Annotated in this window: 24 protein-coding genes and 1 riboswitch; of the genes, 8 read left to right on the forward strand and 16 right to left on the reverse strand. The window is 39.8% G+C overall.

Translation table 11 applies throughout. From position 1 onward, the window contains the following. The first annotated feature begins 72 nt into the window (after positions 1–72). Positions 73–1,017: an ABC transporter permease gene (locus tag ACS604_RS04220; RefSeq protein WP_474770266.1), complete on the forward strand. Its 945-nt coding sequence runs from the start codon at positions 73–75 to the stop codon at positions 1,015–1,017. Then, positions 1,017–1,898 (forward strand): ABC transporter ATP-binding protein, encoded by an 882-nt coding sequence (locus tag ACS604_RS04225; protein ID WP_024433808.1) that lies wholly within the window; start codon positions 1,017–1,019, stop codon positions 1,896–1,898. Before ACS604_RS04220 ends, ACS604_RS04225 begins: the two co-directional genes overlap by 1 nt. Before the next feature lie 50 nt (positions 1,899–1,948). On the opposite strand, the gene ACS604_RS04230 is transcribed toward ACS604_RS04225, so the two are convergent. The 5 genes from ACS604_RS04230 to ACS604_RS04250 all read right to left on the reverse strand — a co-directional run bounded on the left by ACS604_RS04230 (position 1,949) and on the right by ACS604_RS04250 (position 5,902). Next, the gene (locus tag ACS604_RS04230) at positions 1,949–2,971 is read right to left on the reverse strand and encodes an ABC transporter substrate-binding protein (protein WP_474770268.1); all 1,023 of its coding nucleotides are present in this window, start codon (positions 2,969–2,971) and stop codon (positions 1,949–1,951) included. Further along, positions 2,968–4,779, reverse strand: coding sequence for an allophanate hydrolase (gene atzF / locus ACS604_RS04235; RefSeq protein WP_312822736.1), 1,812 nt, complete (start codon positions 4,777–4,779; stop codon positions 2,968–2,970). Before atzF ends, ACS604_RS04230 begins: the two co-directional genes overlap by 4 nt. A 12-nt stretch (positions 4,780–4,791) precedes the next feature. After that, a complete protein-coding gene (locus ACS604_RS04240) occupies positions 4,792–5,226 on the reverse strand; it encodes a CopG family ribbon-helix-helix protein (RefSeq protein ID WP_174727976.1) in 435 nt (144 codons plus the stop codon). Positions 5,227–5,230: 4 nt separating this feature from the next. Then, positions 5,231–5,356, reverse strand: coding sequence for a hypothetical protein (locus ACS604_RS04245; protein WP_474770270.1), 126 nt, complete (start codon positions 5,354–5,356; stop codon positions 5,231–5,233). Positions 5,357–5,548: 192 nt separating this feature from the next. Beyond that, a complete protein-coding gene (locus tag ACS604_RS04250; RefSeq protein WP_151962481.1) occupies positions 5,549–5,902 on the reverse strand; it encodes a winged helix-turn-helix transcriptional regulator in 354 nt (117 codons plus the stop codon). A 92-nt stretch (positions 5,903–5,994) separates the two neighbouring features. Between ACS604_RS04250 and ACS604_RS04255 the strand changes: the two genes are divergently transcribed. After that, positions 5,995–6,531, forward strand: a complete 537-nt coding sequence (locus ACS604_RS04255) for an NAD(P)H-dependent oxidoreductase (protein ID WP_474770272.1) — start codon at positions 5,995–5,997, stop codon at positions 6,529–6,531. Positions 6,532–6,571: 40 nt separating this feature from the next. Here the strand turns inward: ACS604_RS04255 and uca are convergent, their stop codons facing one another. The 5 genes from uca to ACS604_RS04280 form a co-directional block, all read right to left on the reverse strand. After that, the gene (gene uca / locus ACS604_RS04260) at positions 6,572–10,177 is read right to left on the reverse strand and encodes an urea carboxylase (protein ID WP_474770273.1); all 3,606 of its coding nucleotides are present in this window, start codon (positions 10,175–10,177) and stop codon (positions 6,572–6,574) included. A gap of 2 nt (positions 10,178–10,179) precedes the next feature. Beyond that, positions 10,180–10,833: an urea amidolyase associated protein UAAP2 gene (locus ACS604_RS04265; RefSeq protein ID WP_257258594.1), complete on the reverse strand. Its 654-nt coding sequence runs from the start codon at positions 10,831–10,833 to the stop codon at positions 10,180–10,182. 15 nt (positions 10,834–10,848) lie between these two features. Continuing rightward, positions 10,849–11,589, reverse strand: a complete 741-nt coding sequence (locus tag ACS604_RS04270) for an urea amidolyase associated protein UAAP1 (protein ID WP_474770275.1) — start codon at positions 11,587–11,589, stop codon at positions 10,849–10,851. A 28-nt stretch (positions 11,590–11,617) separates the two neighbouring features. Then, positions 11,618–11,713: riboswitch (guanidine-I (ykkC/yxkD leader) on the reverse strand. Positions 11,714–11,902: 189 nt separating this feature from the next. Beyond that, on the reverse strand, positions 11,903–13,066 hold the full coding sequence (locus tag ACS604_RS04275; RefSeq protein WP_474770277.1) for a zinc-dependent alcohol dehydrogenase: 1,164 nt from the start codon (positions 13,064–13,066) through the stop codon (positions 11,903–11,905). Between the two features lie 236 nt (positions 13,067–13,302). Next, a complete protein-coding gene (locus ACS604_RS04280; RefSeq protein WP_004793237.1) occupies positions 13,303–14,253 on the reverse strand; it encodes a 3-hydroxyacyl-CoA dehydrogenase NAD-binding domain-containing protein in 951 nt (316 codons plus the stop codon). Between the two features lie 203 nt (positions 14,254–14,456). On the opposite strand from ACS604_RS04280, the gene yddG reads away from it, so the two are divergent. From yddG to ACS604_RS04295, 3 genes are all read left to right on the forward strand, one after another. Beyond that, complete coding sequence (gene yddG / locus ACS604_RS04285; RefSeq protein WP_474770279.1) at positions 14,457–15,389, forward strand: aromatic amino acid DMT transporter YddG; 933 nt, start codon at positions 14,457–14,459, stop codon at positions 15,387–15,389. A 127-nt stretch (positions 15,390–15,516) separates the two neighbouring features. After that, positions 15,517–15,948: an SRPBCC family protein gene (locus ACS604_RS04290; RefSeq protein ID WP_004793242.1), complete on the forward strand. Its 432-nt coding sequence runs from the start codon at positions 15,517–15,519 to the stop codon at positions 15,946–15,948. 420 nt (positions 15,949–16,368) lie between these two features. Further along, positions 16,369–16,602 (forward strand): hypothetical protein, encoded by a 234-nt coding sequence (locus ACS604_RS04295; protein ID WP_004793244.1) that lies wholly within the window; start codon positions 16,369–16,371, stop codon positions 16,600–16,602. Between the two features lie 54 nt (positions 16,603–16,656). On the opposite strand, the gene ACS604_RS04300 is transcribed toward ACS604_RS04295, so the two are convergent. Next, the gene (locus ACS604_RS04300; protein WP_474770280.1) at positions 16,657–17,211 is read right to left on the reverse strand and encodes a TetR/AcrR family transcriptional regulator; all 555 of its coding nucleotides are present in this window, start codon (positions 17,209–17,211) and stop codon (positions 16,657–16,659) included. Positions 17,212–17,956: 745 nt separating this feature from the next. Between ACS604_RS04300 and ACS604_RS04305 the strand changes: the two genes are divergently transcribed. Both ACS604_RS04305 and ACS604_RS04310 read left to right on the forward strand, forming a co-directional pair. Next, a complete protein-coding gene (locus tag ACS604_RS04305; RefSeq protein ID WP_474770282.1) occupies positions 17,957–18,199 on the forward strand; it encodes a hypothetical protein in 243 nt (80 codons plus the stop codon). 580 nt (positions 18,200–18,779) lie between these two features. Further along, positions 18,780–19,076 (forward strand): helix-turn-helix domain-containing protein, encoded by a 297-nt coding sequence (locus ACS604_RS04310; protein WP_474770284.1) that lies wholly within the window; start codon positions 18,780–18,782, stop codon positions 19,074–19,076. Positions 19,077–19,160: 84 nt separating this feature from the next. Here the strand turns inward: ACS604_RS04310 and ACS604_RS04315 are convergent, their stop codons facing one another. The 5 genes from ACS604_RS04315 to ACS604_RS04335 form a co-directional block, all read right to left on the reverse strand. Then, positions 19,161–19,460 carry a hypothetical protein gene (locus ACS604_RS04315; protein ID WP_144731020.1) on the reverse strand — a complete coding sequence of 100 codons (300 nt, stop codon included), beginning with the start codon at positions 19,458–19,460 and terminating at the stop codon, positions 19,161–19,163. Positions 19,461–19,503: 43 nt separating this feature from the next. Then, positions 19,504–19,815 carry a hypothetical protein gene (locus ACS604_RS04320; RefSeq protein WP_144731022.1) on the reverse strand — a complete coding sequence of 104 codons (312 nt, stop codon included), beginning with the start codon at positions 19,813–19,815 and terminating at the stop codon, positions 19,504–19,506. Between the two features lie 206 nt (positions 19,816–20,021). Continuing rightward, complete coding sequence (locus ACS604_RS04325) at positions 20,022–21,242, reverse strand: chloride channel protein (protein WP_474770286.1); 1,221 nt, start codon at positions 21,240–21,242, stop codon at positions 20,022–20,024. Between the two features lie 301 nt (positions 21,243–21,543). Then, entirely contained in the window at positions 21,544–23,262 is a 1,719-nt protein-coding gene (locus tag ACS604_RS04330) for an acetyl/propionyl/methylcrotonyl-CoA carboxylase subunit alpha (protein WP_474770288.1), read from the reverse strand. Then, a complete protein-coding gene (locus ACS604_RS04335) occupies positions 23,262–24,845 on the reverse strand; it encodes a 5-oxoprolinase subunit B/C family protein (protein WP_474770290.1) in 1,584 nt (527 codons plus the stop codon). Before ACS604_RS04335 ends, ACS604_RS04330 begins: the two co-directional genes overlap by 1 nt. Between the last annotated feature and the right edge of the window lie 20 nt (positions 24,846–24,865).

The following is a 24,865-nucleotide window of genomic DNA, read 5'->3' on the forward strand; positions in this document are numbered from 1 at the left end:
GGCACCTATTTTGCTTAATAATATTACGTTTTATGAAAATCGTAATACTGATCAAAATGGGGAGTTGTCGATATGGGTTATGTTGCAAAGGAATTTACGCGAAAGAACAAGCTGATTCTCAGTATTTGTTCTTTCGTGATTCCAATATGTCTTTGGTGCGCAATCAGTTACTTACCTTTTGTTTGGCATCCTCAAGTACAAATCACGAGTTCGGGAAGTGTTTCTTACTTACAAGTAGGAAGTCGCATTGATAAAAATGTGTTCTATCTCGAAGCACAAAATGCAGTCAATCGAAATTCTGCACCACCACAAGGTATTTTAGTCAATCCGATTTATTTACCCGCTCCCCACGAAGTCGCTAAGGCTTTAGTCACCGCCTTTACCACACCACCAGAACAACCTGACTCACCGTGGTTTCATCAAAGTTTATGGCACAGTATCAAACTGGTTTTTTCAGCCTTTTTTATCTCTTCACTGATTGGGATTCCATTGGGTATTTTGTGTGGTTTTTCTAAGCGAATATCCCTGTTAACGGAACCTTTTGTTGAGTTTTTCCGTTACTTACCCGCTCCCGCCTTTGGCGCACTTGCTGTAGCAATTTTAGGGATTAATGACGCACCTAAAATTGCCATTATTGTGATTGGTACTCTCTTTCAGCAAATTCTAATTATTGCCAATACCACACGAATGGTTGATCGAAGCTTAATTGAAGCTGGCTATACACTTGGCACCAATAAGCTCAAAAGTTTATTTCATGTAGTGATCCCTGCAGCTTTACCTGATATTTACCGTGATTTACGTGTGCTATTGGGTTGGGCTTGGACCTATTTAATAGTTTCAGAGTTGATTGGTACAACTTCAGGTATTACGTGGTTTATTACTCAACAGGCACGCTATCAAAACTTTGACAATGTCTATGCAGCTATTTTGATTATTGGGGTAATTGGTCTGGTCTGTGATTGGATATTAATGAAGTTAGGTGAGCGGATGTTCGCTTGGAAAGTAGGAGTAAAATAATGAACGATTCAACATTTAACGCACATGAATACTTTCAAAAAATTTATGAACGTCCTGTTATTTTAGAAGCTAAGCAACTGAGCCAAGTCTTTAAGCATGGTCAAACTGAACGTACTGTTTTAAATAAGCTCGATTTAAAAATTCACAAAAGAGAATTTATTTGTGTGATTGGTCCTTCTGGCTGCGGAAAATCGACGCTTAGCCGTGTCATTGCAGGATTAGACCCATACCACAGCGGAGAAGTTTTAGTAGACGGCGAATGCATTACTGGCCCATGCCCCGAGCGCGGCATGGTGTTTCAGGGTTATACCCTTTTCCCGTGGAAAACCGTAAAAGAAAACGTGATGTTTGGCCCTCAAATGCGTGGAGCTAGTCAAATGACCGCAGAAGCTCAAGCACGTGAATGGATTAATATTATTGGTTTAGAGAAATATGAAAATCAGTATCCGCACCAACTTTCTGGTGGTATGAAACAGCGCGTTGCAATTGCTAGAGCTTTAGTTAATCAACCTAAAATTTTACTGATGGATGAACCTTTTGGTGCACTCGACCCGCACACTCGTCAAAAAATGCAAAAGCACTTGATGGACTTATGGCAAAACATTGATATCACCATTATTTTTGTAACCCATGATATGGATGAAGCCATTTTACTGGCAGACCGAATTGTGGCACTCAAAGCCAACCCAGGTGAAATTAAGGAAATTATTGAAGTTAATTTGCCGCGTCCACGCTCACTCGACTTAATGAGCACACCTGAGTTTAAACAGCTCCGTTCACGGGTAGATTATTTAGTTCATGCTGAAGAAGATGAGCTTGACCCTGCTTTACAAGACTTACCAAAAATTCCACGTATGACTCAGGTCAGTACAGAAAAATAAGAAACACATAAAAAAGCCCAAGTTGAACTTGGGCTTTTTATTTATTTGGCTTATTTGAATTGTTCTATGAGTGTTGGATAAATTAGCCCATCTACATTTTGCTCAGTTTTATAAATGCCATTTTCAACGTTAAATTTATTGACGTGATAGGTCGAGCCATAAATCGAGTCAAAACCTTGAGATTTAGCAAATACTTTTTTATTGGCATTAATATCTAATAGATGTGTGCCACCTACCATCAAGTCATATTGTTTCGGATCAACTCCTGATCGGTTCGCCATGATTTTAACCGCATCGGCATGGGTTGCAGGGTCATTAATATATTTAACTGTTTTGTCCCACACCTGAATGATTTTTTTCCATTCTTCTTGATGGGCAGTTAAGTGGCTCATGTTGACGGTCAAGGTATCGTAAATTAAACCCGGTTTGTCTTTAGAGCTATAGATAATTTTAGAACCCACTACTGCTTTTAAGGCCTGACCCGCAACAGGTTGCCAAACTGCAATGGCAGAAATATCTGGGCTATTAAATACTTGAGGTAATTGATTCGTCGCTGAGTTTACCAGTTTCACCTCATCCGCTTTAATATTATGGTCAGTTAAAGCTGTTGCCAGTAAAAGATGATCAACCAAGCCTTTTTCGACACCGATTGATTTTCCTTTTAAATCTTGAATAGTGTTAATACCCTCTTTTGCAATAATGACATCATTGCCCGCAGAATAATCCGTTGCCAGGATCATCATGCCTTGAGTACCACCCGAAGCTGTTACCAAGTTATCGCCATTGGTGACCAAGACGGCATCGAGCTGATTTGCCGAAAAGGCCGAAAGCGAAGCTGAGTAATCAAACCATTTAAACTCTACATTTAGACCTGCTTCTTTTAACCAGCCTTTTTCAATAGCCACTTGCCAAGCTACCCAACCCGGCCAATCACTATAGCCAATGGTAATTGGTTTTGTATTTGTAGCCGCCTGAGAGTCTTGTTTGGCCTCGGGCACTTTAGCGGTATTGTCACACCCACCCAACACAACTGCCGATAAAATAGATACGGATAAAAACGCTTTTTTAATCATATAGAAACTTCCCCAACATTTTTACTAACAACACTTTGAGCGGTTTGATTGAGTGACTGTATATAGGCTCGCCAGCCTCCAAAATGGCTAATATCGGTTGCATCATGAATGGCATAAGCTTCGCAAATAAAGCCTTTGACCCATGTTCCATCTTTTAGTTTCAGGTTCCCAATACCAAGTGGTGCGGGCACTTCAGCCACAATGGCTCCAAAATTTGCTAATGGAATATCCCACACTTCAACTTCAATTGAAGTACCTGCCTCATCGCATTGCAGCCCTGGTTTTGGTGGTGTGGTATTTTTTAAAGCAAAGAGTTTATAAGCATCTGCCGTCTGAGTTTTCTTAAGCAAAGTGGCATTGCGACTAGTGAGCTGAAAATTAAGAGGCATGCCTGTTAAGTGCGCTCCGACGACAGCAAGCTGTACTGAATGATTCGATTGGATGTCTATACTTTTTTGATAATGTTGAGTTGATTTACCCAAACTCAGCGGTGTTTCGGTTTGCCAAAGCTGCGCAAAATTTGCCAGTGCCTGATCGTGCCAAGCTGGTGCAATAAAGGTTACTCCACTTGGTAAACCATCCTCACGCAGTACATTGGGTAAGGCTAAAGCAGAAAGATCGGCAAAATTTACAAAGTTGGTATAGGCTCCCATGTACGCGTTTTTAGTCAACGGGTCGGCTTCAACTTCGGCAATGGTGTAAATGGTTGGCGCTGTCGGAACCATCAACGCATCAAAAGGCTGTAATGCCAAATTAATTTTTCGAGACAGAACGGCGCGATTATATTCAGCTTGAAGTGCATCTGTTGCCTTGAATTTATCTGCCTGCGCAATAATTTGAGCAATGACTGGATGGGCTTTGTCACGTGTTGTCATGCGTTCAACGGCGACTGTTCTTTCCGCTACCCAAGCATCGTTATACAGTGCAGCAGCAAGTTCATTAAACGCGCTGAAATCAATACTCTCAACTTCATAGCCCAGTTTTTTAATGCGCTCAATTGCAACTAAAAAGGCTTTTTCAGATTCAAGGTCACCATAAAACTCAAGCTGAGCAGGAATAGCAATTTTCCATTTAGAAAATTGAGTTGCTACATTGGCTGGATGTGTTCGTGAATATTCATCATTTTCATCATATCCCTGCATTAAACTGGCAACGGTCCACGTGTCATCAACATGCAGTGCAAAAATAGAAATAACATCAATAGTTCGACAGGCAGGAATTAAACCTGTGGTAGAAAACCAGCCTTTTGTCGGTTTTAGGCCCACAATATTGTTATGGCCCGCAGGAACACGCCCTGATCCTGCCGTGTCGGTACCCAAACTAAAAGGTACTATACCGTTAGCCACTACTACAGAAGAACCAGAACTTGAACCGCCGCTGATATATTCAGGGTTAAAACTATTTTTTACTGCACCATAGGGAGAACGAACCCCGACCAGTCCAGTCGCAAACTGATCGAGGTTGGTTTTGCCCACTACAATCGCCCCTGCTTTTTTCAGCTTGGCAACGGCGACCGCATCTTGCTTAGCTAAATATTGAATTTCTTTACAGCCAGCAGTGGTGGGAAAACCAGCAACATCAATATTGTCTTTAACTGCAAATGGCACGCCGTATAAAGGTAAATCAGCAATATTCTGATCATTTAAAACATCAATTTGTGCCTGAATCTGCTCGCTCGATGCAATTTCAATCCATGCATGGTCATCATTTGTGATTTCTGCAACATAGCCAAACAAATCTTTAAGATGGATTTGTTCAGTTTGATATGCCGTTTTCCAATCTTGGATGGTCCATAAATTTTTCAACACGCTACTCCTCATTTAGTCATTTTGCTGTATAGGTGGCATCACGGCATCCATCAGTTCTAAATGCCCTTTAATCACCCCTTTAAGCACAATAAATTGCTGGCTAATTTGTCTGAGTTCAGAACTCGCGCCCTGCATTAACATGACTTGCAATATCTTTTGTTGGTCGAGCTGAATATGAAGTGAACTAATCACTTGTGCTAAAAACTGTTGTTGTAAATCAACCAACTGATTACGTAAGGTCATTTGATTCGCGTCATAAAGCAGAGTCAAAGTACCCACCATGACTTCATTGGCCTGCGCCTGCTCTGCAATTAAGTGTTTATTAATCATGTCGACAATGGCTTGTGAGCGACTTTCATAATTCTGCTCGACAATTTTTTGGTCGAGTGCGTTGAGTGTCGTTTCAGGGACGGTAATACTGATTCGAGCCAACTTTTGTTTCGCCACAGTCTTATCCTTTTGTTTTAGGCAGATGATTGTTTTGTTTGATATATACGCCCGCACGTACGCTAAGTAATTCGACTAAAAAGGCTTTTAAAGTTTGCTTTGGTTGAACCACAGGTTTTACATCGTTCATATCGCACCTCTAGTTTGGTATTACCAAATTCAGTTTTTGTATTACTGATATGAGATGCAGAAAATGTGCCAGTTTTAAAGCGTCGTTTTGATGGGTTTGATGGATATTTATGAGTAATTTTTGGGCAAAAAAAGCCCCATGCACAGGGATGGGGCTAAAAGTTTACGTTTTTTAAAAACTAATTTTTTAATATTATTTCGAACCAATCATCGTATGTGCCCATACCGATAAAGACTCTAAAACAGGCTTAAAAGACTGGCCCAATTCGGTCATTTCATACACCACTTTAATCGGCGCTTTTTCACCATAAACTGTTCGAGATATTAAGCCACTTTGCTCTAATTGCTTAAGTTGCAGGCTTAAGGTCATTTCTGTGATGGTTGGCATTAATTGATTGATTTCATTAAAACGTTTGGGCCCATCTTTTAGATAATACAAAATAACGCCTTTCCATTTTCCACCCACCAAATCCATAGCCATACTGATATGACATGGATACGTTTTTCCATTCATGCTGATTTCACATTTATTTTCAGTATTTGCCATTTTTAACGCCACCTATCAACTTTGATAGTTATTGTACACCCATACTATAAAAATTATAGTGACTATGATTTTTATAGCTACAAGGCATTATTATGGCTTTACTTATTTTGGCCCATCCCTACTACGCTCAATCAATTGCAAATAAAACGATTGTGAATGAACTTATAAAAACCTATCCAGACCTTGAAGTGCGAGATATTTTCCAGCTTTATCCGGACTATAAAATTAACGTGATTGCTGAACAAGAAGCGTTACTACGCCACGACACTATCATTCTGCAATATCCAATGTTCTGGTTTAATATGCCGGCAATTTTGAAATTATGGTTTGATGAAGTTTTTACTTATCAGTTTGCTTATGGCTCTCAGGGCGATAAATTAAAAGACAAAAAAGTCATTATTAGTATGACAGTCGGGCAAACAGAAGCCAACATGGTGAACGATCAAGTAAACTTAATCGACAGCTTTTTAAAAGCGGTTCAACATTCAATTCAATATACGCAAATGCAGTTAAGCGCCACATTCTTGCTTTATGACGTGTCCCCTTTATCAGGTCATTCAGAGTCGAAAATTGAGTTAAAAGCGGTTGAACATGGTCATAAAGTATTAAAGCATTTGACCGAAGCATAAGATTTAAAGAGAGCATCAATATCGATGCTCTCTTTTGGGTTTAAGCCACAGGTGCCAAGGTAAAGAGTACTTGCCCTGTTTTTACAGTCTGCCCTTTTTCAATGGTAATGGTTTCAACTTTCATGCGTTCGGGCGCAATAATTGGAATTTCAATTTTCATTGCCTCAATGACTGCAAGGGTCGCACCTTCTTCAACAATATCTCCCGATGCACATTCGATTTTCCAGATTGAACCCGGCATGTGCGATTCGACTGCGCAGCCTCCTTCGGGAATAGCAAAGGTTTCGCCTTCATCAACCGCATCAAGACTTTCAGAGATATATTCTTGCAAGCCTGCTTCGTGCCAACGGCGGCGCTCAGCTTCAAAATTGGCTTGTTGCGTGTCTTTAAAAGCTTGAATGCTGTCTTGATGTGTTTTTAAAAACTCATTGTATTCTTTTAGGTTGAGTACACCATCTTCAATGCGAAGTTGTAGACGGCCTGCCTGAAAGTCTTCACGCATTTGTAAAAGTTCAGCCTCAGAAACTTCATAAAACTTCACTTGATCAAAAAAGCGTAATAACCACGGTTTGCCATCTTCGAAGTCGGCATTTTTACGATAACGACTCCACATTTGAGTAGTACGGCCAACAAACTGATAGCCACCCGGCCCTTCCATACCGTACACACACATATAAGCCCCGCCAATGCCGACAGCATTTTCAGGTGTCCAAGTTCTCGCAGGGTTATATTTTGTGGTGACTAAACGTTGGCGTGGGTCGAGTGGTGTCGCCACAGGTGCACCTAAATACACATCACCCAAACCCATCACCAAATAGTTTGCGCTATAGACCACATCTTTAACTGCTTGCTTGGAAACTAGACCATTAATACGGCGTATAAACTCGACGTTATCTGGGCACCACGGCGCATCTGGACGAACAATTTGTGTGTAGCGCTCGGTGGCAAGTTGAGTTTGTGAATCTTCCCAAGCTAAAGGTAAATAGACAGTTCGTGAAGGCACCTGCATATTTTGAATATCGGGTAACTCGGCTTCTGCTTGTTGAAGTTTTTGTAAAAGCTCCAGTTGATCGAGCTGGATTGAATCAAAATGAATTTGTAATGAACGAATACCCGGTGTTAAGTCAATAATGCCCTGAATATTTTGATCTTTGACCCATTGCATGAGTGCATGAATACGGAAACGTAAATTTAGATCGAGTACCAACTCCCCATATTCAACCAACAAATAGCTATTTCCTGCTGGTCGATAGGTCACGCTTGGTAAGTCCGCTTCACCTTCTAAAGTTGCCAAAACTGCATCTTTTAAAGTTTCGGGTTCTGCTTGAATGGTTGGGTTAAAATTGATCTGAGTTGTATCAGCCGCGGTTAAACTTTGATGATATTTTTGATCGAGTGTTTTTGCTTGCGTGTAACTGACTGGTACAAATTTGACTTTATCACCTGCTTTTAATTGCCCGATTTTCCAAAGCTCGGAATGAATGACCACCGCAGGGCAAACAAATCCACCTAAGCTCGGACCATCCGGACCCAAAATAATTGGCATATCACCGGTAAAATCAATTGCGCCAATCGCATAAGCATTGTCGTGAATATTGGAAGGATGTAAACCTGCCTCACCGCCGTCTTCACGTGCCCACTCAGGTTTTGGGCCAATTAAGCGAATGCCTGTACGGCTCGAGTTATAGTGAATTTCAAACTCATTGGCAAAGAAGGTATCAATATCTTGTTTGGTGAAAAAATCTGGCGCACCATGTGGACCATACATGACTGCAATTTCCCAGTTTTGGGTAAAGCTAGGAATTTGTGCTTGAGCTAAAGCGGTGGTCGATTGAGCGGAATATTCAGTAATTGGCAGCATATCACCAATTAATAAATTACGGCCTGCGTGCCCACCAAACTGCCCTAAAGTGAAAGTCGCCTGTGATCCTAAATAATCAGGAACATCGAAACCACCTTTAACACCAATATAGCTACGGCAACCTGAACGGATAAGCCCACATTTTAAAACTTGGCCTTTTTTTACATTGACGGTTTGCCACATCGGTACAAGTTCACCATCAAGTTTTGAAGGCATATCACCGCCTGTAATGACAATTTGGCTGTCGCAGTGAAACTTTAAAGTTGGCCCTTGCAAGGTACATTCAAGCCCTGCGGTATTTGGTTCATTGGCTAGAAGCTGGTTTGCCACAGTTAAACTGAATGGATCGATGGCACCTGATGGCGGTACACCGACATCCCAATAACCTAGTCGACCTGTTACGTCCTGAATGGCGGTTTGAATACCAGACTGCAACACCTCAATTTTTTGAGTTTTCCATTCAAAGGTATTTAAAAAACGAGTAGTTTGGGTACCGAAAGCAAACACATCGCAAGCAATAATGTTTTGTAAATATTCTAAATTGGTTTCAATGCCTGCCACTTGAGTATTTGCAAGACTAGTACTCATTGCCTGTATGGCTTGTTCACGTGTTGCTGCGGTCACAATGATTTTAGCAATCATCGGGTCATAAAAAGACGATACCGTTGACCCTGTTTCTACCCATGTTTCGACTCGGGCTTGTGGGTCAAATTTAACATGGGTAAGTAAGCCTGCACTTGGTTGGAACTGTTTAATCGGATCTTCAGCATAAAGACGAACCTGAATAGAGTGTCCTGTTGGCTCTAACTTTTCTGTTGGTGCAGACCAATCGCCACTTGCCAATGTAACCATCCACTCGACCAAGTCGACATCAAACACTTGCTCGGTCACGCCGTGCTCGACTTGCAAACGCGTGTTCACCTCTAAGAAATAAAACTCTTGGGTTTCGGTGTCCATGACAAACTCAACTGTGCCAGCTGAGCGGTAGTTCACCGACTGCATCAGTTGAATCGCAACTTTTTGAAGGTAGTCGGGTTGTTGCCCATTTAAATGTGGCGCAGGTGTTTCTTCAATCACCTTCTGATTACGGCGTTGCACCGAACAATCACGCTCACCCAGCGCTAAAACTTGCCCTTTCCCATCGCCAAAAATTTGTACTTCGATATGGCGTGCATGTTGTACAAATTTTTCTAAGTACAACCCTGCATCTTTAAAATTGACCTGCGCTAAATAAGACACGGTTTGATAGGCATCTTTTAACTCTGTTTCATTCCAGACCAGACGCATACCAATACCACCGCCACCCGCGGTACTTTTCAGCATGACTGGATAACCAATACGGGCTGCTTCAAATAACGCCTCAGCTTCATCGGCAAGTAATGAGCTACCCGGAAGTAAAGGCACATTGCTTTTAATAGCCAGCTCACGCGCAGTATGTTTTAAACCAAAATCGAGCATTTGGCTTGAAGTAGGCCCAATAAACGCAATACCTTGGCTTTCGCACAAATCACAAAACTCGGCATTTTCAGATAAAAAACCATAACCGGGATGAATGGCTTCTGCACCAGATTGTTTTGCTACCTCAAGGATTTTTTCAATATTTAAATAACTTTGATGCGCAGGCGCAGGGCCAATCAGAAAAGCTTCATCGGCTAAAGTCACGTGTAAAGAATCACGGTCAGCTTCGGAATAAACCGCAACCGAAGCGATCCCGAGTTTTTTAAGGGTGCGAATGACGCGACATGCAATAGCACCTCGGTTAGCAATCAGAACTTTTTTAAACATGCTTACACCCCTTCCGCTTCACGGACAACCAGTTGAATTTTGGTTGGGTTATAGGCGTTACATGGGTTATTGAGCTGGGGGCAATTTGAAATTAAAACAATTAAATCCATTTCCGCCCGAACTTCGACATATTTACCCGGCGCTGAAATTCCGTCATCAAATTTAAGCTGACCATCTGGTGTCACAGGCACATTCATAAAAAAGTTAATGTTTGGGCCGATGTGACGGACATTTAAGCCATGCTTTTTTGCAATCGGGTGTTTTGCCAAGGCATACATAAAGTTGTTACGGCAACTATGCATAGGGTACGTTTCATGTGCATAGCGAACCGTATTACTTTCACATGAACAGGCACCGCCAATGGTGTCATGGCGACCGCAGTTATCATCATGAATAATGGCAATTGGACGACCCAAGTTACTGTAGAGCTTGGTGCCCTTTTCTAAATAGATTTGTTGGTTGATGGCCAAGGTATCCATTGCGCTATAACGCTCAGTCGGGTTTTCGGCACTCATAAATAAAGTATCGACCGCTTGGTTTCCCTCAAGGTCAATAATTCGAAAATATTGGCCCTTTTTAACCTCGCACATCCACGCTTCACCCGCAGGACAAACTTCATTTAAAACTGCTTTTTCAAATGATTGTAAAACTGTCATGATGCTTCTCCTGATTTAAATATTGCTAAGCGCGTAGTAGCGGGCTGTATTTTGAAACGCACGCTGATTTTGCGAACATGCATCACGACAAATATCGCTGTCTGTTAGAGAATTGGCTTTAAATAAACTGAGTTGAATATCAGCAGGTTGATAGCTTGGGCTAGTATCTAAACCATGCGGCGCGGCAGATAAAAATAGTAAACAGTCCATTTCAAAACGCAGTTCAATGCTTTGATTGGTGTTGTCAGAACTGACATAAGACAAAGCGCCATTTTCATCTGGCGCAACTTTAGAAAATAGGTTAACGGCGGCACTCAGGTCTTGGCTGGCAAGTCCGTATTTACACATTTCAATGAGTAAGCTGTCTAAGCCGTTTTGGTACATATCATTGCGGGCATCTTGAAATGTGCGATTGCCAAATTGCTTTTCAATTTGCTCAGGTCGACTTGGGCCACAAAGTGCATCGTTCCAACTATGATCGTCATGAACAATGGAAGCCATCACACGCCCAAGGTCTGAGTACAATACATTGGAAGCTTTTAAATAAGCGGTGTGTTGCCCTTTTAAACTGTCAGGCATATTAAAACGTTCAAGCACATCGGCAGCATTTACACAAAACAAAGAAACATTTGCCTGAGCGCCAAGGGAGGTAAATCTAAGAAGAGTTCCCTTTTGAATACGACCCGACCAGTGATGTCCTCCGGGTAAAAGTTCGGTCCAAATCGCCTGATTGTTATGATAACTTGCAGTGTTCATAGCTACTCCTGTCGGATAGTTTTAGACTTCCTCCCGGGCTTTTATCCCTCCGTGTAGTTCGCTAGGAACCGTGAACTCTCGGTCCAGTCATACTGTAAGTATCGGAACCCTAGATCACTTTTAATTGTTTATGACTATGCAAAGGACATGCCAGCTTAGTATTACGTTTTTGGTTAAAAGTAATACTAAGCTTGGGCAATTTGAGTGCGCTTTAGAATGAAAAGTAAAAAGCTGCACTAAAAATTGTGCATCTTGAAAATAAAAAAAGCCCCTTTTCACTAAGGGGCTTAAGAATGAATTATAAGAGAGCGTATTAAGGAAGCAGAATCACCTTACGGCAGTCCTCTTCTCTTTCATTAAAAATGCGATATCCCTCTGCGGCATCTTCTAATTTCATTCGATGGGTAATGATGGTTTCCGGTGATAAATCACCACGCTCAATAAATTCTAAGAGTTGCGGTAAATATTGATGCACATGGGTTTGTCCCATTTTAAAAGTCAGGCCTTTATCAAAAGCATCGCCAAATAAAAAGCCATGAATTGGGCCTGCATATACACCCGGTACGCTGACTACACCACCACGACGAACTGCGGCAATACATTGACGAAGCGCTGCACCACTTGAACCTTCAAGCTTTAAATTGGTGAGCACTGTCTCAATCACACTGCCTTTTGCCTCGAAGCCAATCGCATCAATCACAGCATCGACACCACGGTAATTGTCGGTATGCTGAATAATAAATTCGGCCGCATCGACTTCATCAAAATTAACTGGAATAGCACCGTATGTTGCCGCTGCATAGTTCAATCGATAGTCATTGTGATCGACCATAAATATCTTTTCTGCGCCGAGCATCTTAGCGCAAGCAGCACTTAACAGTCCGACTGGCCCTGCACCATAAATTGCAACGGTTGAGCCACGTTTCACTTGGGCATTGGTCACGGCTTGCCAAGCAGTCGGTAAAATATCAGTCAAGAAAAGTACTTTTTCATCTGACAGTGAAGTGGGCACTTTAAAAGGACCTTTATTGGCTTTTGGCACACGCACATATTCAGCTTGCCCACCCGGTACACCGCCATATAAATGGCTATAGCCAAATAAAGCTGCACCCGGTGGAATCTGCTTTTTATTAATAATTGCGCCGCGCCCCGTATTGGTTGTTTCGCAGGCAGCGGTCAGGTCAAGTTGGCAAAAGAAACATTCACCACAGGCAATCACAAAAGGAACAATTAGTCGATCACCCTTTTTCACTGCGGTGACGGCTGGGCCGACTTCTTCAACTACGCCCATAAATTCGTGCCCAAAGATATCGCCTTGCTCGGTTCTAGGGATTTTGCCTCGATATAAATGTAAATCAGAGCCACATATCGCTGTGGCAGTCACTCGTAAAATAATGTCATCCGGTTCTTGAATAATAGGGTCTGCTACTGTTTCTACTCGAACATCTTCTGCACCGTGGTAAGTAAGAGCGCGCATATTGTTATTCCTCTATTTTCTGTGATGTCCTTTGATTATGAGGAGGCTTTCTTTACGGTTTGCAACGATTCTTACTCTTCACGTAAGGCATATAGTTCAAATGCAACGCGACAGAGATTTCAGTAACATTTAATGAATATAAGATTATTTCAGCTAAGGATGTTTTTGTTATTTGATCCAGCAAAAAGCCAATCATCCCTGCAATAAAATGATTGGCTTTGTCTTAAAAATTTGACTTAGTCTAATTTTAGTTGCTGTCTAAGCTTTAAGATATCGACCAGACCTTTGTCTCGGGTTTGATATAAATCGATATCCTTATATTGGGTTAAAAGCTGATTGGTTTCTGCTTCTAACAACTCTGTTGTCTCGTCTGAATGTTGAAATGCTTGCATATCGTTCCACCATTCTGTCATTGGTGGGCCTAAATGATGAATTGCCTCTTTAAACCCCTTTTGGTTGGCAAGCTGCATATTAATGTAGGGACCAAATAGCGCCCATCTTAAACCCGGCCCACTGGTAATCGCGACATCGACATCTTCGGCAGAGCACACGCCTTGTTCAACCAATGAAAAAGCTTCTCGCCATAGCGCAGCCTGCAAACGGTTTGCGACATGCCCTTTTACTTCTTTATTTAAAATGATTGGGTTTTTGCCCAGCTGTTTATAGAACTCAGAAGCCTGTTTTAAAATTTGAGGATCTGTCAAATTACCGCCAACGATCTCGACCAAAGGTAAGAGATGAGGCGGATTAAAAGGATGACCTAATAAAATACGTTCTGGATGTTGCGCCTCTTTTTGAAAGTCAGACACTTTTAAGCCCGATGAACTTGAAGCAATAAGAGTATGTTGAGGGCAATATGCTGTGATTTCTTGATATAACTGTTGTTTTACATCGAGACGTTCAGGGGCATTTTCTTGAATAAAATCTACGTCTGAAACTGCATCTTTTAAATGATTAAAAATTTCCAGATGAAGTAGCACATCTGATAAGGAATGGGTGTGTTCAGCGTTTTGATCTAAAGCCAATAAATCATTTAAATTTGCAGATATTCTATTTTTAAAGACCGCTTCATCTATAGGATATGGGTCGTAAACCTTAACTTTAAATCCTTTATATAAAAATAAGGCCGTCCAACTCGCACCTATTACACCTGCTCCAACAACACCAACCGTTTTAATGACTTCCATATTTTCCTCGTAAAAATGTTGTTTTATTCGAAATTTCTTTACTCAATTGAATGCTAAATAAACATAGCAGATTCAACCAATCAATAAATTTAATTGTTTATATTTTATATAATTTGTCCTATATTCCTTAGCTTGAAAATTGAATCCTTTCATTAGTACAACTTAATCTTTTACCATTTTTTAACCGTTATTTACTGAATTTTATGTCAAAAAATCTAGCAACATTGATTGGTTTAAGTGCCATTCTCATGTGGGCATCTCTGGTCGGTCTGATGAAACAAGTCAGCGCCGCCCTTGGACCTGAGCTAGGTGTTACGCTTATTTATTCTTTAAGTGCGCTACTGTTACTGGCCATTTTCAAAGTCCCAGACTTTAAACAGATCTCTAAAAAATACTTAATATTTGGCACAATTCTATTTGTCGCGTATGAGGTATGTTTTTCATTTGCGATTGCTTATTCTCAGACAGCGCGACAAGCAATAGAAATTAGTATTGTTAACTATCTGTGGCCGAGTTTAACGGTTTTGGCTTTCGTGATTTTTAAGGAATTAAAGTTTAATTTTCTTATTATTCTCGGCTTACTTATTTCAATTTCTGGCATTATTTTTATTCAAACTGGAAATGGTGATTTTAGTCTAAATAGTATTGTCGATAATTTTCACAGCAACCCACTGAGCTATATTTTGGCATTTACAGGTGCCATCATTTGGGCTTTTTATTGTGTACTCACAAAAAAAATGAGTAATGGGCAAAATCCAATTTCCATTTTCTTTGTTGGTGTCGCGCTCACTCTCTGGCTCAAGCTGCTTGTATTTGGGCAATTCGCTATTCCCTCAATGGATCTTCCAACAGTCATCACCCTTTTAGTTGCATCCGCTGCCATGGGTTTTGGCTATGCTGCTTGGAACATTGGCATCATTCATGGAAACATTACCATACTTGTGGTGGCTTCTTATTTCACCCCAATTATCTCGTCCATTTTGGCAATGTTTGTTTTACAAACTCAATTATCGATGAGCTTTTGGCAAGGAACAGCAATGGTAACGGCTGGTTCTTTTATTTGCTGGGTTTCAACCAACTGGTCTGTGATTCAGCCCTTATTTAAAAAATTAAGAAAAGACCAAAAAGCATTGTAGATTTATCGCAGTGCTTTTTTCGGACTTAAGATAACTCCGACGAATTAGAATTCCCCCACCATCAAAAGCGTGCTAACATCCAAATTCTGACAATCGTCCATGTCAAAATATTTTCAGAGGGAATAAGATGTTAAAAACTCAAAAAATCAACATCGTACAAGAATTTGATGCACCCGTAGACAAGGTCTTTGCAACCTTAAGTGAGCATGAAAACCTAAGCAAACTTTTCGCTCCGGCTAAAGTGACTCGTATTAGCAACGGAAAAGACGCCCGTAATGGTGTTGGCTCTGCTCGTAAAATGTCTATTCCACTCACCCCTTCATTTGTAGAAACAAATTTAGTCTACAAAGAAAATGAACTTATCGAATATGCAATCACGAGCGGCATTAGTCCAATTAAGGGTCACCGTGGTGTAATGAAATTTACTGACTTGGGAAATAACCGTACCCGTTTGGAATACACCATTAGCTTTAAAGGTCGCGTTCCTTTTATTGGTCCAATTATTAAGGCAGCCTTACAAAATGGTGTGAGCCGTGGGCTTAAAAAACTTAAGTTTTAATCAAAACATATCAAAATAAAAGCCCTTTATCGGGCTTTTATTTTTAAGTAGATGTATGGATGAACTGCCGCATCAATTTCTATAAATAGGAAATTTAAAAACCTAACCACAAAAACAAAAGCCGACTCGTTAAAGTCAGCTGAATACTACAGTTTGAGAAAATTGCTTAAATCGTTATTGTTCGTGGCAATCTTCTATCTATTTTCTTTTTCTAAAATTAATTTAACCCTTAATTATGACTATTTGATTAAAAAAAATCAAAAACCTTGAATAAAATGCAAAATAAATCATCATTTATGAAATTAGTGAAATTCAAATCACATTTATTAAAAGTAATGTATATCAACTAGATCTTTAGAAACTTTCTAAAGTTTAGTATGCTAAAAATAACTTACTAATTAATAGAAAATAATCAATCCAATGGAACATCAAAGTTTGTTAAAGGAATTAAATTCACTTATTGAATATTATTCCAAAAGAACAGATTGTCCGCCTACCCGAATTCGCATAGGTTACAGAGCCTATGCAAAACTCATGCAAAATCCAAAGTTTGCTGATGAAGTGTCAAACTCTGCTTTAGACCCAAACAAACGTAAATATAAAAAGTTGAAAATTAAAGTCACTAAAGATGACGATCAGCTTGAACTCGAATAAATAAAAAGCCCAGTTACGGGCTTTTTTCCTTTTAGAATGTGTTTGAATTTATCGCTAAGACAACATTATTAAAAAATACTCAAGTAGCTTGTCTCGCTCATCTACACTGTTTTTACTTAAAAGCTGCACCATTGCCCCATCAATCACAAACAAAAACATGTGGGCATCTTTCATTGAAGCCGTAGCTTTGACGGTTAAAAGCAATTTATAGATTTCGTTGATTAGCCAAGTTCTATATTCAATCACCACGCGATAGGCTTTTGGGTAGAGCTTTTCAATTTCAAAAATTGCTTTAAAGGGTAAACGATAAAAGCCATTTAAATCGGCATGTAGCAGGTAAATCTGTTTGAGTTTATCAAGCACCATTTCTTCACGATAAGATTTGAGAATTGAAAACACTTTTACTTTGAGCGCATCTTTTTGAAAAGTGAGACACATCTCGATGAGTCTTGCTTTTGAATGAAAGTCGTTATAGAAAGTAGCTTTGGGAATTTTGGCTTCTGCAATAATTCGGTCGACACCGACTTTATTAAAACCATCTTGATTAAATAAATCTTTTGCTACGTGAAGCACGCGCAGTGCTCTAAATGAAGATTCTAAATTTTTCATGTATACCGCTTAAAATAATTTTTTGTTGTATCTAAAAGAGATAGAAATGCCGTCACTCTTAAAATGAGTGCTAAAAAACAGGCATGCAAAAGTGGCACTAAAGGTGTGCTCGCCTATCTCGGTTTTATTGTTGCTATGATTTTTTAGTCGTAACGATTTAAGGTCGTAGAAAACCTACAAACGGTTAAAGCGTTTTAAAGACCAGTTAGGTGGTATGGGCAGAGAGAGTTTGGCAAAGACCAAAAATTGAGAAAAATTAGTACGCATAGCGGACTCCTTTGGCTATAAAGAAGTTTCACCGCATTACTGCTAAATAATGGTGGCGAAACGAAAGAGGGTTAGCAGACTGGAGCCAAAGAATCCAGCACACCCGAAGGTGTCCCCCTCCCGTTCCGCCGCAGAGGGGGCACGCAGGGATTTCCACAAAAAAGTTAGACTTTTTCGTGTACTTTGGCTGATGGTCTGCTAAAACCAACTGGCAATGTGGCCAGCCCGCAAAGGATAGTATTCGCTTTTGTTGGCGTCAAGTGTGCGAAATGACAATCGTATTAAAGTAAGACTGTTGGATATTAAGATTTAAAAAGTTATTTCTTACTAAAATTTATTTTCAAAAAAGTTAAATACTTTAACTTTTGTATTGATTTTAACTTTCTACCGTAATAGTATTCTTCTTAGATAGTTTCGACAAGTTACTTATATACAGAGGTGATTGTTTCAAGTTCTGCCCTAATTTAAGGACATCCAAATGAATGTTGAACAAGAAACAATCCTTCTAGCTGTTAATGATTTGAAGAAAATAGCTGAGGTTTTACGGAAACATAAAGAGTTTCAACTTGCTAAAATAATTGATGAATATATAAAAAATTCATCAGTTTTAGAAAATCCAAGTAATCAAGATTTTCCTGTTGACCTACATAAAGTTGTTAATACGAGTTTTAATCTTTTGAAACTTATGGAAATTTTAGAGAAAATTTTTAATGATTTCTAACAGCGACCTCAGTTCTTCTTGCAATAGAACACGTTATTTTCTGCTCTATAAGTTTTTGGACTTCAAGATAATGGAGGTAAGTGTCTTGAAAAATAAAATTTTAGCAAAGAGGAGTTAGCGTATGAATACGTTGAACCAAAACCCTGTAACAGAAATCTCTAACTAATACTCTGAATATAAACAAGAAAATGGAGCAATCATTTTCTTGTTTGAAATAAAAAAACTGACATTTTTTATTTCAGTTAGTAATTCAGTCGAAAAAGATCGAAATAGAAGGTAATAAGATGAAAGTATTACGTGTGTTGGATTATATTACTCTAGCTGAATTAGCTGAAGTAACCGAGAGAGTTTTTAGAAGTGCTTTTTCTCGTTTATCCGCATACATATATACCCCTATAGAACTGAGCCTAAATTTTATACCTCTATTTTTATCCAACTATTCTCAACATACCCAATATTTGATTTGCATGTCAGAACCAAATCAAAGTAGTGCTCAGATGTGGGCTTCCCTAGTTCACTTTAAGTCTCGATATTAAATATTAAGAATCAATTTTCTTTTTAAATTCTTCAGGTAACATTTATGACAACATATTTTTCAGGTTTCAAAATAAAAGGCTTACGGTTAAAATACAACCTACAAGCTTTAGAAGTAGCTACAGCTTTAGACATCACCCCTACTTACCTTTCACTAATTGAATCAGGCAAAAAAAAACCGTCTTTAAAAGTCTTAAAAAAAGCCGCTCAATTGTTTAATGTTACTCTAGATGACTTTACAGAATCAGAAGAGCTAATAAATGATTTTGAAGAACTCTCAAAAAAAATTGATATTGCAAATATTATTGCCGTACTAGAAATGACCCAGAAAATGAAAGGCTAGAAGTAGTTTTATTATTATTTAATACACTGAGCTATAAAAACTCTTTCTATTTAAACTAGATTCTGACCTTTTAATCTAAACAATTTAAATGACATCATGTCGAATAGCCCACACAACCAAAACTAAAATAAACGTAATAAGTGAACTTAAAGATGAAGATATTAATAAAGAAAGAAGTGCTAAGTGATTAGGACCATCTACAGTAAAAAAGTGCGCATTGGTCCAATCTTTAGGAAATAAAATTGCTAAAACAAATAGAATGATAATAAAAAAAAATAAAAACCATATTGGCGCTAAATAGCGCAGCTTCCACCCTGCTTTAACTACAAAATAGCCAATGCCATATAAGAATATAAAAAAAATAGCAAAACCCAATATAGACATAGCACCCTCTTTAAGATTGTTTTTTACATTAACTACTTATCCCTTATTTAAAATTATTATCTTCTGGATGAAATCCAAAAAATATTGCTCCGACTACCCATCCAGATAAATATATAAGCTTACCCAGTTCTGTTATTCCACCACTAAGAATGTGCCACAACATCAATCCTCCTGTTAAATAGATAGAGAAAAAGAGAAAGCAAAAAACAATTGAAAGTAAAAGAACTAAGTATTTATTTAAAAATTTATGAACAACATATAAAAAAACAGATAAAGACTTTTCAATTAAAAATATAGTGTATCGCCCAACAAGCAAACCCACAAAAAATGTAAGTATTAGAATAAATATTGGCACAGTTTAAGTTATTCCTTTTTTAATATTAAAATAATTTTCTATTTCTAATTATAGTTCCCAACAAGAAATAGAACTTCATTTCTTTTCATTTGCTTATCATTTTTTATCAAGCATTTAATATGCCAATTTTTATTATTGTTATTAAAAAAGAAGATTTAATAGGAGTTAAGCAATTTGAAATCACTCAACTCCTTAGAAATGCTTAATCAATCCATCAGCTTTTTACGGCGATACAACCCACAATCCCCAGAAAATAACGCTGCCAGCAAACAAGTAATAATCGCATACGTGGCAACATTCATTCCAAATAGCTCAATGGCTAAAATAATAGAAGTTAACGGTGCCTTACTCGCCCCTGAAAACAGGCTCACCAAACCTAAGCCTGCAAGTAATGAAAGTGGCAGGTTTAAAATCGCTCCTAAAGCATTACCTAATGTCGCGCCCACATAAAATAGTGGTGTAATTTCGCCACCTTTAAAGCCTGAACCTAGAGTAATGGCAGTAAAAACGGTTTTATTAAAAAAGTCGTAAAACTCAATCGGTACATAAAAAGATGCAATGATTTTATCTGTGCCCAAACCGTTGTATTGCTGATGTGCAGTGAACAACGTAAGTAGCATAATCACAATACCACCGACCATGGTTCTTAATGGCAAATAGCGAATATATTTGTAAAAGATGTCACTCGCAAAATGAATTGCAGCTATAAAGAATCGTGCAACCAGACCAAAAACCAACCCTGCCGCAATCAAGTTCATGAGCGTGCCAAAATGAATGGCTGGAAACTCACTAATCACATAAAAAATATGCGGATGAACAATATCGAATAGTTCAGGGATAGTCGAAGCAATGAGAGCCGATACAAAACATGGAAAAATGGCTGAATATCTTAAATTACCTAATGCGGTAATTTCTAAACCATAGATTGCACCCGCCAGAGGCAAGCCAAACACCCCTGCAAAGCCAGCACCAATACTGGCAATTAAACAAATTTTGCGGTTATCGTCCGAGATTTTTAAAATATGACTCAAGTGGTCAATTAAAGCACCTGAAAGCTGGACTGCTGGTGCCTCACGCCCTGCCGAACCACCAAACAGTTGCGTTAAAATTGAAGTAATAAAAATGATGGGGCTCATTCGTTTTGGAATGAATGACTTGGGCTGATGAATTTCATCAAGGAGTAAATGGGTTCCCCGTTCAATGGGCGATCCATATTTTTTAATCAGATAGCCAATGCCAAAACCCACAAAAGGCAAAAAGTAGATGAGCCAGTGATGCAGACTTCGAACTTTGTTTGAAATATCAAAGGCGACAAAGATTAAAGTCGAGGCTAGCCCCGCTACGACTCCAATCACAATCGAGATGACGAGCCAATAGACACTGTATTTTAGAATTTGATCATATTCAGATGAAGGTAGAATTTTCATTCGCGTTCTTCAATTCGCCTTTAAAATGGATGATAAATTCTCAATTATTTTTATGCAGCCAGCTCATTAAGTGAGAAATGCTTAAACTGGGCTAAAAATTAAAGCTCGCATAGGCGAGCTTTCAATACAGTGATTAATTTTGATACCACTTAACTGTGATAAATATCTCATAATCAGTACTAGCTTTCAAGTTGAAAATGGTTAACGGGCTTTGTGAAAATAATGTATTAAGTTAATAAATAATTATTCCATTTGCCTGATCAAACTAATGTTCTATCAGGCTAATTTAGTGATTTAAAACTTAATTAATACTACCAATCACCGTTTCTGCATGGCAGGTCGCGCCCTTCTCTGCGCCAATTTGAATAATACCACTACGATGTGCTAGTACCTGCACTTCCATTTTCATGGCTTCCATAATGGCAACAACTTGGCCTTCGGTGACTTGCTCACCATTTTCGACTTTCCAAGCGCTAATCACACCATTAATTGGAGCAAGTAAATGTTCGGCACTCACTTCTGGCTCGGCAGTTTGTGCCTGAACTGCGGTGGCTGGGCCTTGTGCAAACATGCCTGCGGGTAAACCTAAACGGTGTAACTTGCCATCAATTTCAATATAGCTCAGCAACATCGGTTGTTGATGGTTTGGAATACCACGTTTAGTGGGCTTTAACTCTTGTTTAAAGTCATTTTCGATCCAACGCGTGTGTACATTAAACTCATCGGTAAAGTCAGGTTCATTAAGTACCGCACGGTGAAAATCTAAAACCGATGCAACGCCTTCAATTTTAAATTGCTTTAAAGCACGTTTAGCTCGAGCAATTGCAACTTCACGAGTTGGACCAGTCACAATCAGTTTTGCCATGAGTGAATCAAAATGACTAGACACTAAAGAGCCAGTTCGAACACCTGTATCAACTCGTACACCGTGACCAAACGGCGCTTCAAATAAACTCAACACACCAAATGCAGGAATAAAACCACGTGCTGGGTCTTCGGCATTAATACGAAACTCAATGGCATGGCCTTGTGCCTTTGGTGTTTCTTTAATAGAAAGCACTTCACCTTGAGCCACGCGAATTTGCTCAACCACTAAATCGACTTTTGAGGTTTCTTCGGTCACTGGGTGCTCAACTTGCAAACGGGTGTTCACTTCTAAGAATGAAAGTTTGCCGTCACGACTCAGTAAATATTCGACTGTTCCCGCACCCACATAGTTTGCAGCCTGACAAATGTTTTTTGCCGAGGTTAAAATTTGCTGGTAAATCTCGTCGCAAATAAATGGCGCTGGCGCTTCTTCGACTAACTTTTGGTTACGGCGTTGCAATGAACAATCACGTGTACCTAGTACCACAATGTTGCCGTGCTGATCGGCAATCACTTGTGCTTCTACATGACGCGGTTTATCTAAATATTGCTCGACAAAACATTCACCACGGCCAAAAGCAGCTTTCGCCTCTCGTACTGCCGACTCATAAAGCTCTTTCACTTCTTCGAGTTTCCACGCGACTTTTAAGCCACGGCCACCGCCACCAAATGCGGCTTTAATGGCAATCGGCAAACCAAATTGTTTGGCAAACTCTAAAGCTTCATCACCATTATTGAGTGGGTCTTGCGTACCCTGAACCAATGGCGCACCGACAGAAGCAGCAATTTTACGGGCTTCGATTTTATCACCCAGTTTTTCAATCGAACTTGGTGATGGCCCTACCCATTTTAAGCCTGCATCAATCACGGCTTGAGCAAACTCGGCACGTTCAGATAAAAAGCCATAGCCTGGATGTACCATGGTCGCTTTCGATTTTTTTGCAACTTCGATAATGGCTGGAATATTTAAATAGGTTTCACTGGCAGTAGCACCAGCTAGGCCCCATGCTTCGTCTGCAAGTTCGACGTGCATGCTGCCAAAGTCATCATCTGCATATAACGCGACCGAAGCAATTCCCATGTCACGGCAAGCATGAATAATACGAACGGCAATTTCACCACGGTTAGCAATCAATAATTTTTCTGTATTCATCATTCATTCTCAAAATCTGTAAATTCGGCAATTTTTTTAAATTTGATACGGCAACCTGCTGGAATCTGTGCCACCAAGTCCCAATGGTGTTTAGCAACAGAGCCAATGACCGGATATCCGCCCGTTAAAGGGTGATCATTCATAAACAAAACGGGCTGCCCGCTCGGTGGAATCTGCAAAGCACCAATGCATGTACCTTCACTTTCCAACTCGTAGGTAATTTTGCGAGTCAAAGACTGTGCACCTGAAAGTCTTAGCCCAACTCGGTTGCTTTCATTGGTTACAAGCCATTCTTGCTGACAGAGCAGCTCAATACTTTCTCGTTTAAACCAGTCTGTACGCGGCCCCATCACAATATCTAGCTCAACGACTTCGCCAGCTTGTGGCAAATCGAACTTACCCACTTCATTTACGCTAATATTGGCTGCCTTTACCTGTCCTTGGTAAATGGTATCTCCGAGTTTTAAAGGTTCTGGCCCTAACACTGCCAAACTGTCAAACGAAGCGCTATTGAGTACTGGTTCAATATCTATACCACCGCGAACTGCTAGATAGTTTCTTAAGCCTGCTGTTGGTGGCTGAATTTGAAATTCATCACCTTCATCCAAATCAATCGGCTGATAGCTTGCAAAGTCTGCGGTTTGTCCGTCGGCAAATTTCACACGAATGTTTGAAATAGCCCCAGCCACCGTAATAATGCCCGCATGCTGCATTTTGGCTTTTAAGCCACCATTTAAAACTTCAATAACAGGTGTATCGGTTGGGTTACCTACAATACGGTTAGCACTATGCATGGCAGATAAATCCATTGCACCAGCCACGCCAACCCCAATATTGGTCTGATTTAAGCGTCCTTCGTCTTGAATAAGAATCTGTAAACTTGGCGCAGTGATCGTAAACAGTGGCACCGATTGTTTAGGCTCAACCGTACGCGTGATTTGCTGCGGTACATTTACGGTTGTAGGCTGATGCGTGACATCCTCAAAATGCACGGTCATGCCCGGTAAAAGTAGTGCTGGATTTTTACGCTCTAAATCCCACATTTTTTCTGATGTTGTACCAATCAGCTGCCAGCCGCCCGGACTGTCTTTTGGATAAATACCAGAGTATTTTCCAGCCAAACCCAAAGAGCCTGACGGTATTTTTTTACGCGGAACTGTTAAGCGTGGAATATCGGTAAAAGGCTTATCGGGACTGCTCATATAAGCAAAGCCCGGCGCAAAACCAATAAAAGCGACATTCCACACGCTTTGGTGATGTTTTCTAATCACATCGGTAACAGACAGCCCTTGTAACTCGGCAACCTGAGCAAGGTCTTCACCGTCGTAACGAATCGGCACAATCACTTCTTGGCCGCTACGCTCAAATCCAGAATCAACTTTAAGGCTCTGAATTGAAGCAACCAGCGTTTTAAAGTTGGTTTCGATCTCGTTAAAAAAAACCAAAATTGTTTTTGCAGCGGGGACTAAGTCTTTAATTCCATTCAATTGCGTATTTTGCAATTTATTGTACAACGCCAAAGTTTCTTCAAGGCTCGCAAGCTCAATCAGAAAACAATCGGCGTTTACCGATAAAAAACGCATTTGCTTATCCTTTTTAATTC

The organism is Acinetobacter sp. Li1LvA2 (assembly GCF_056156705.1).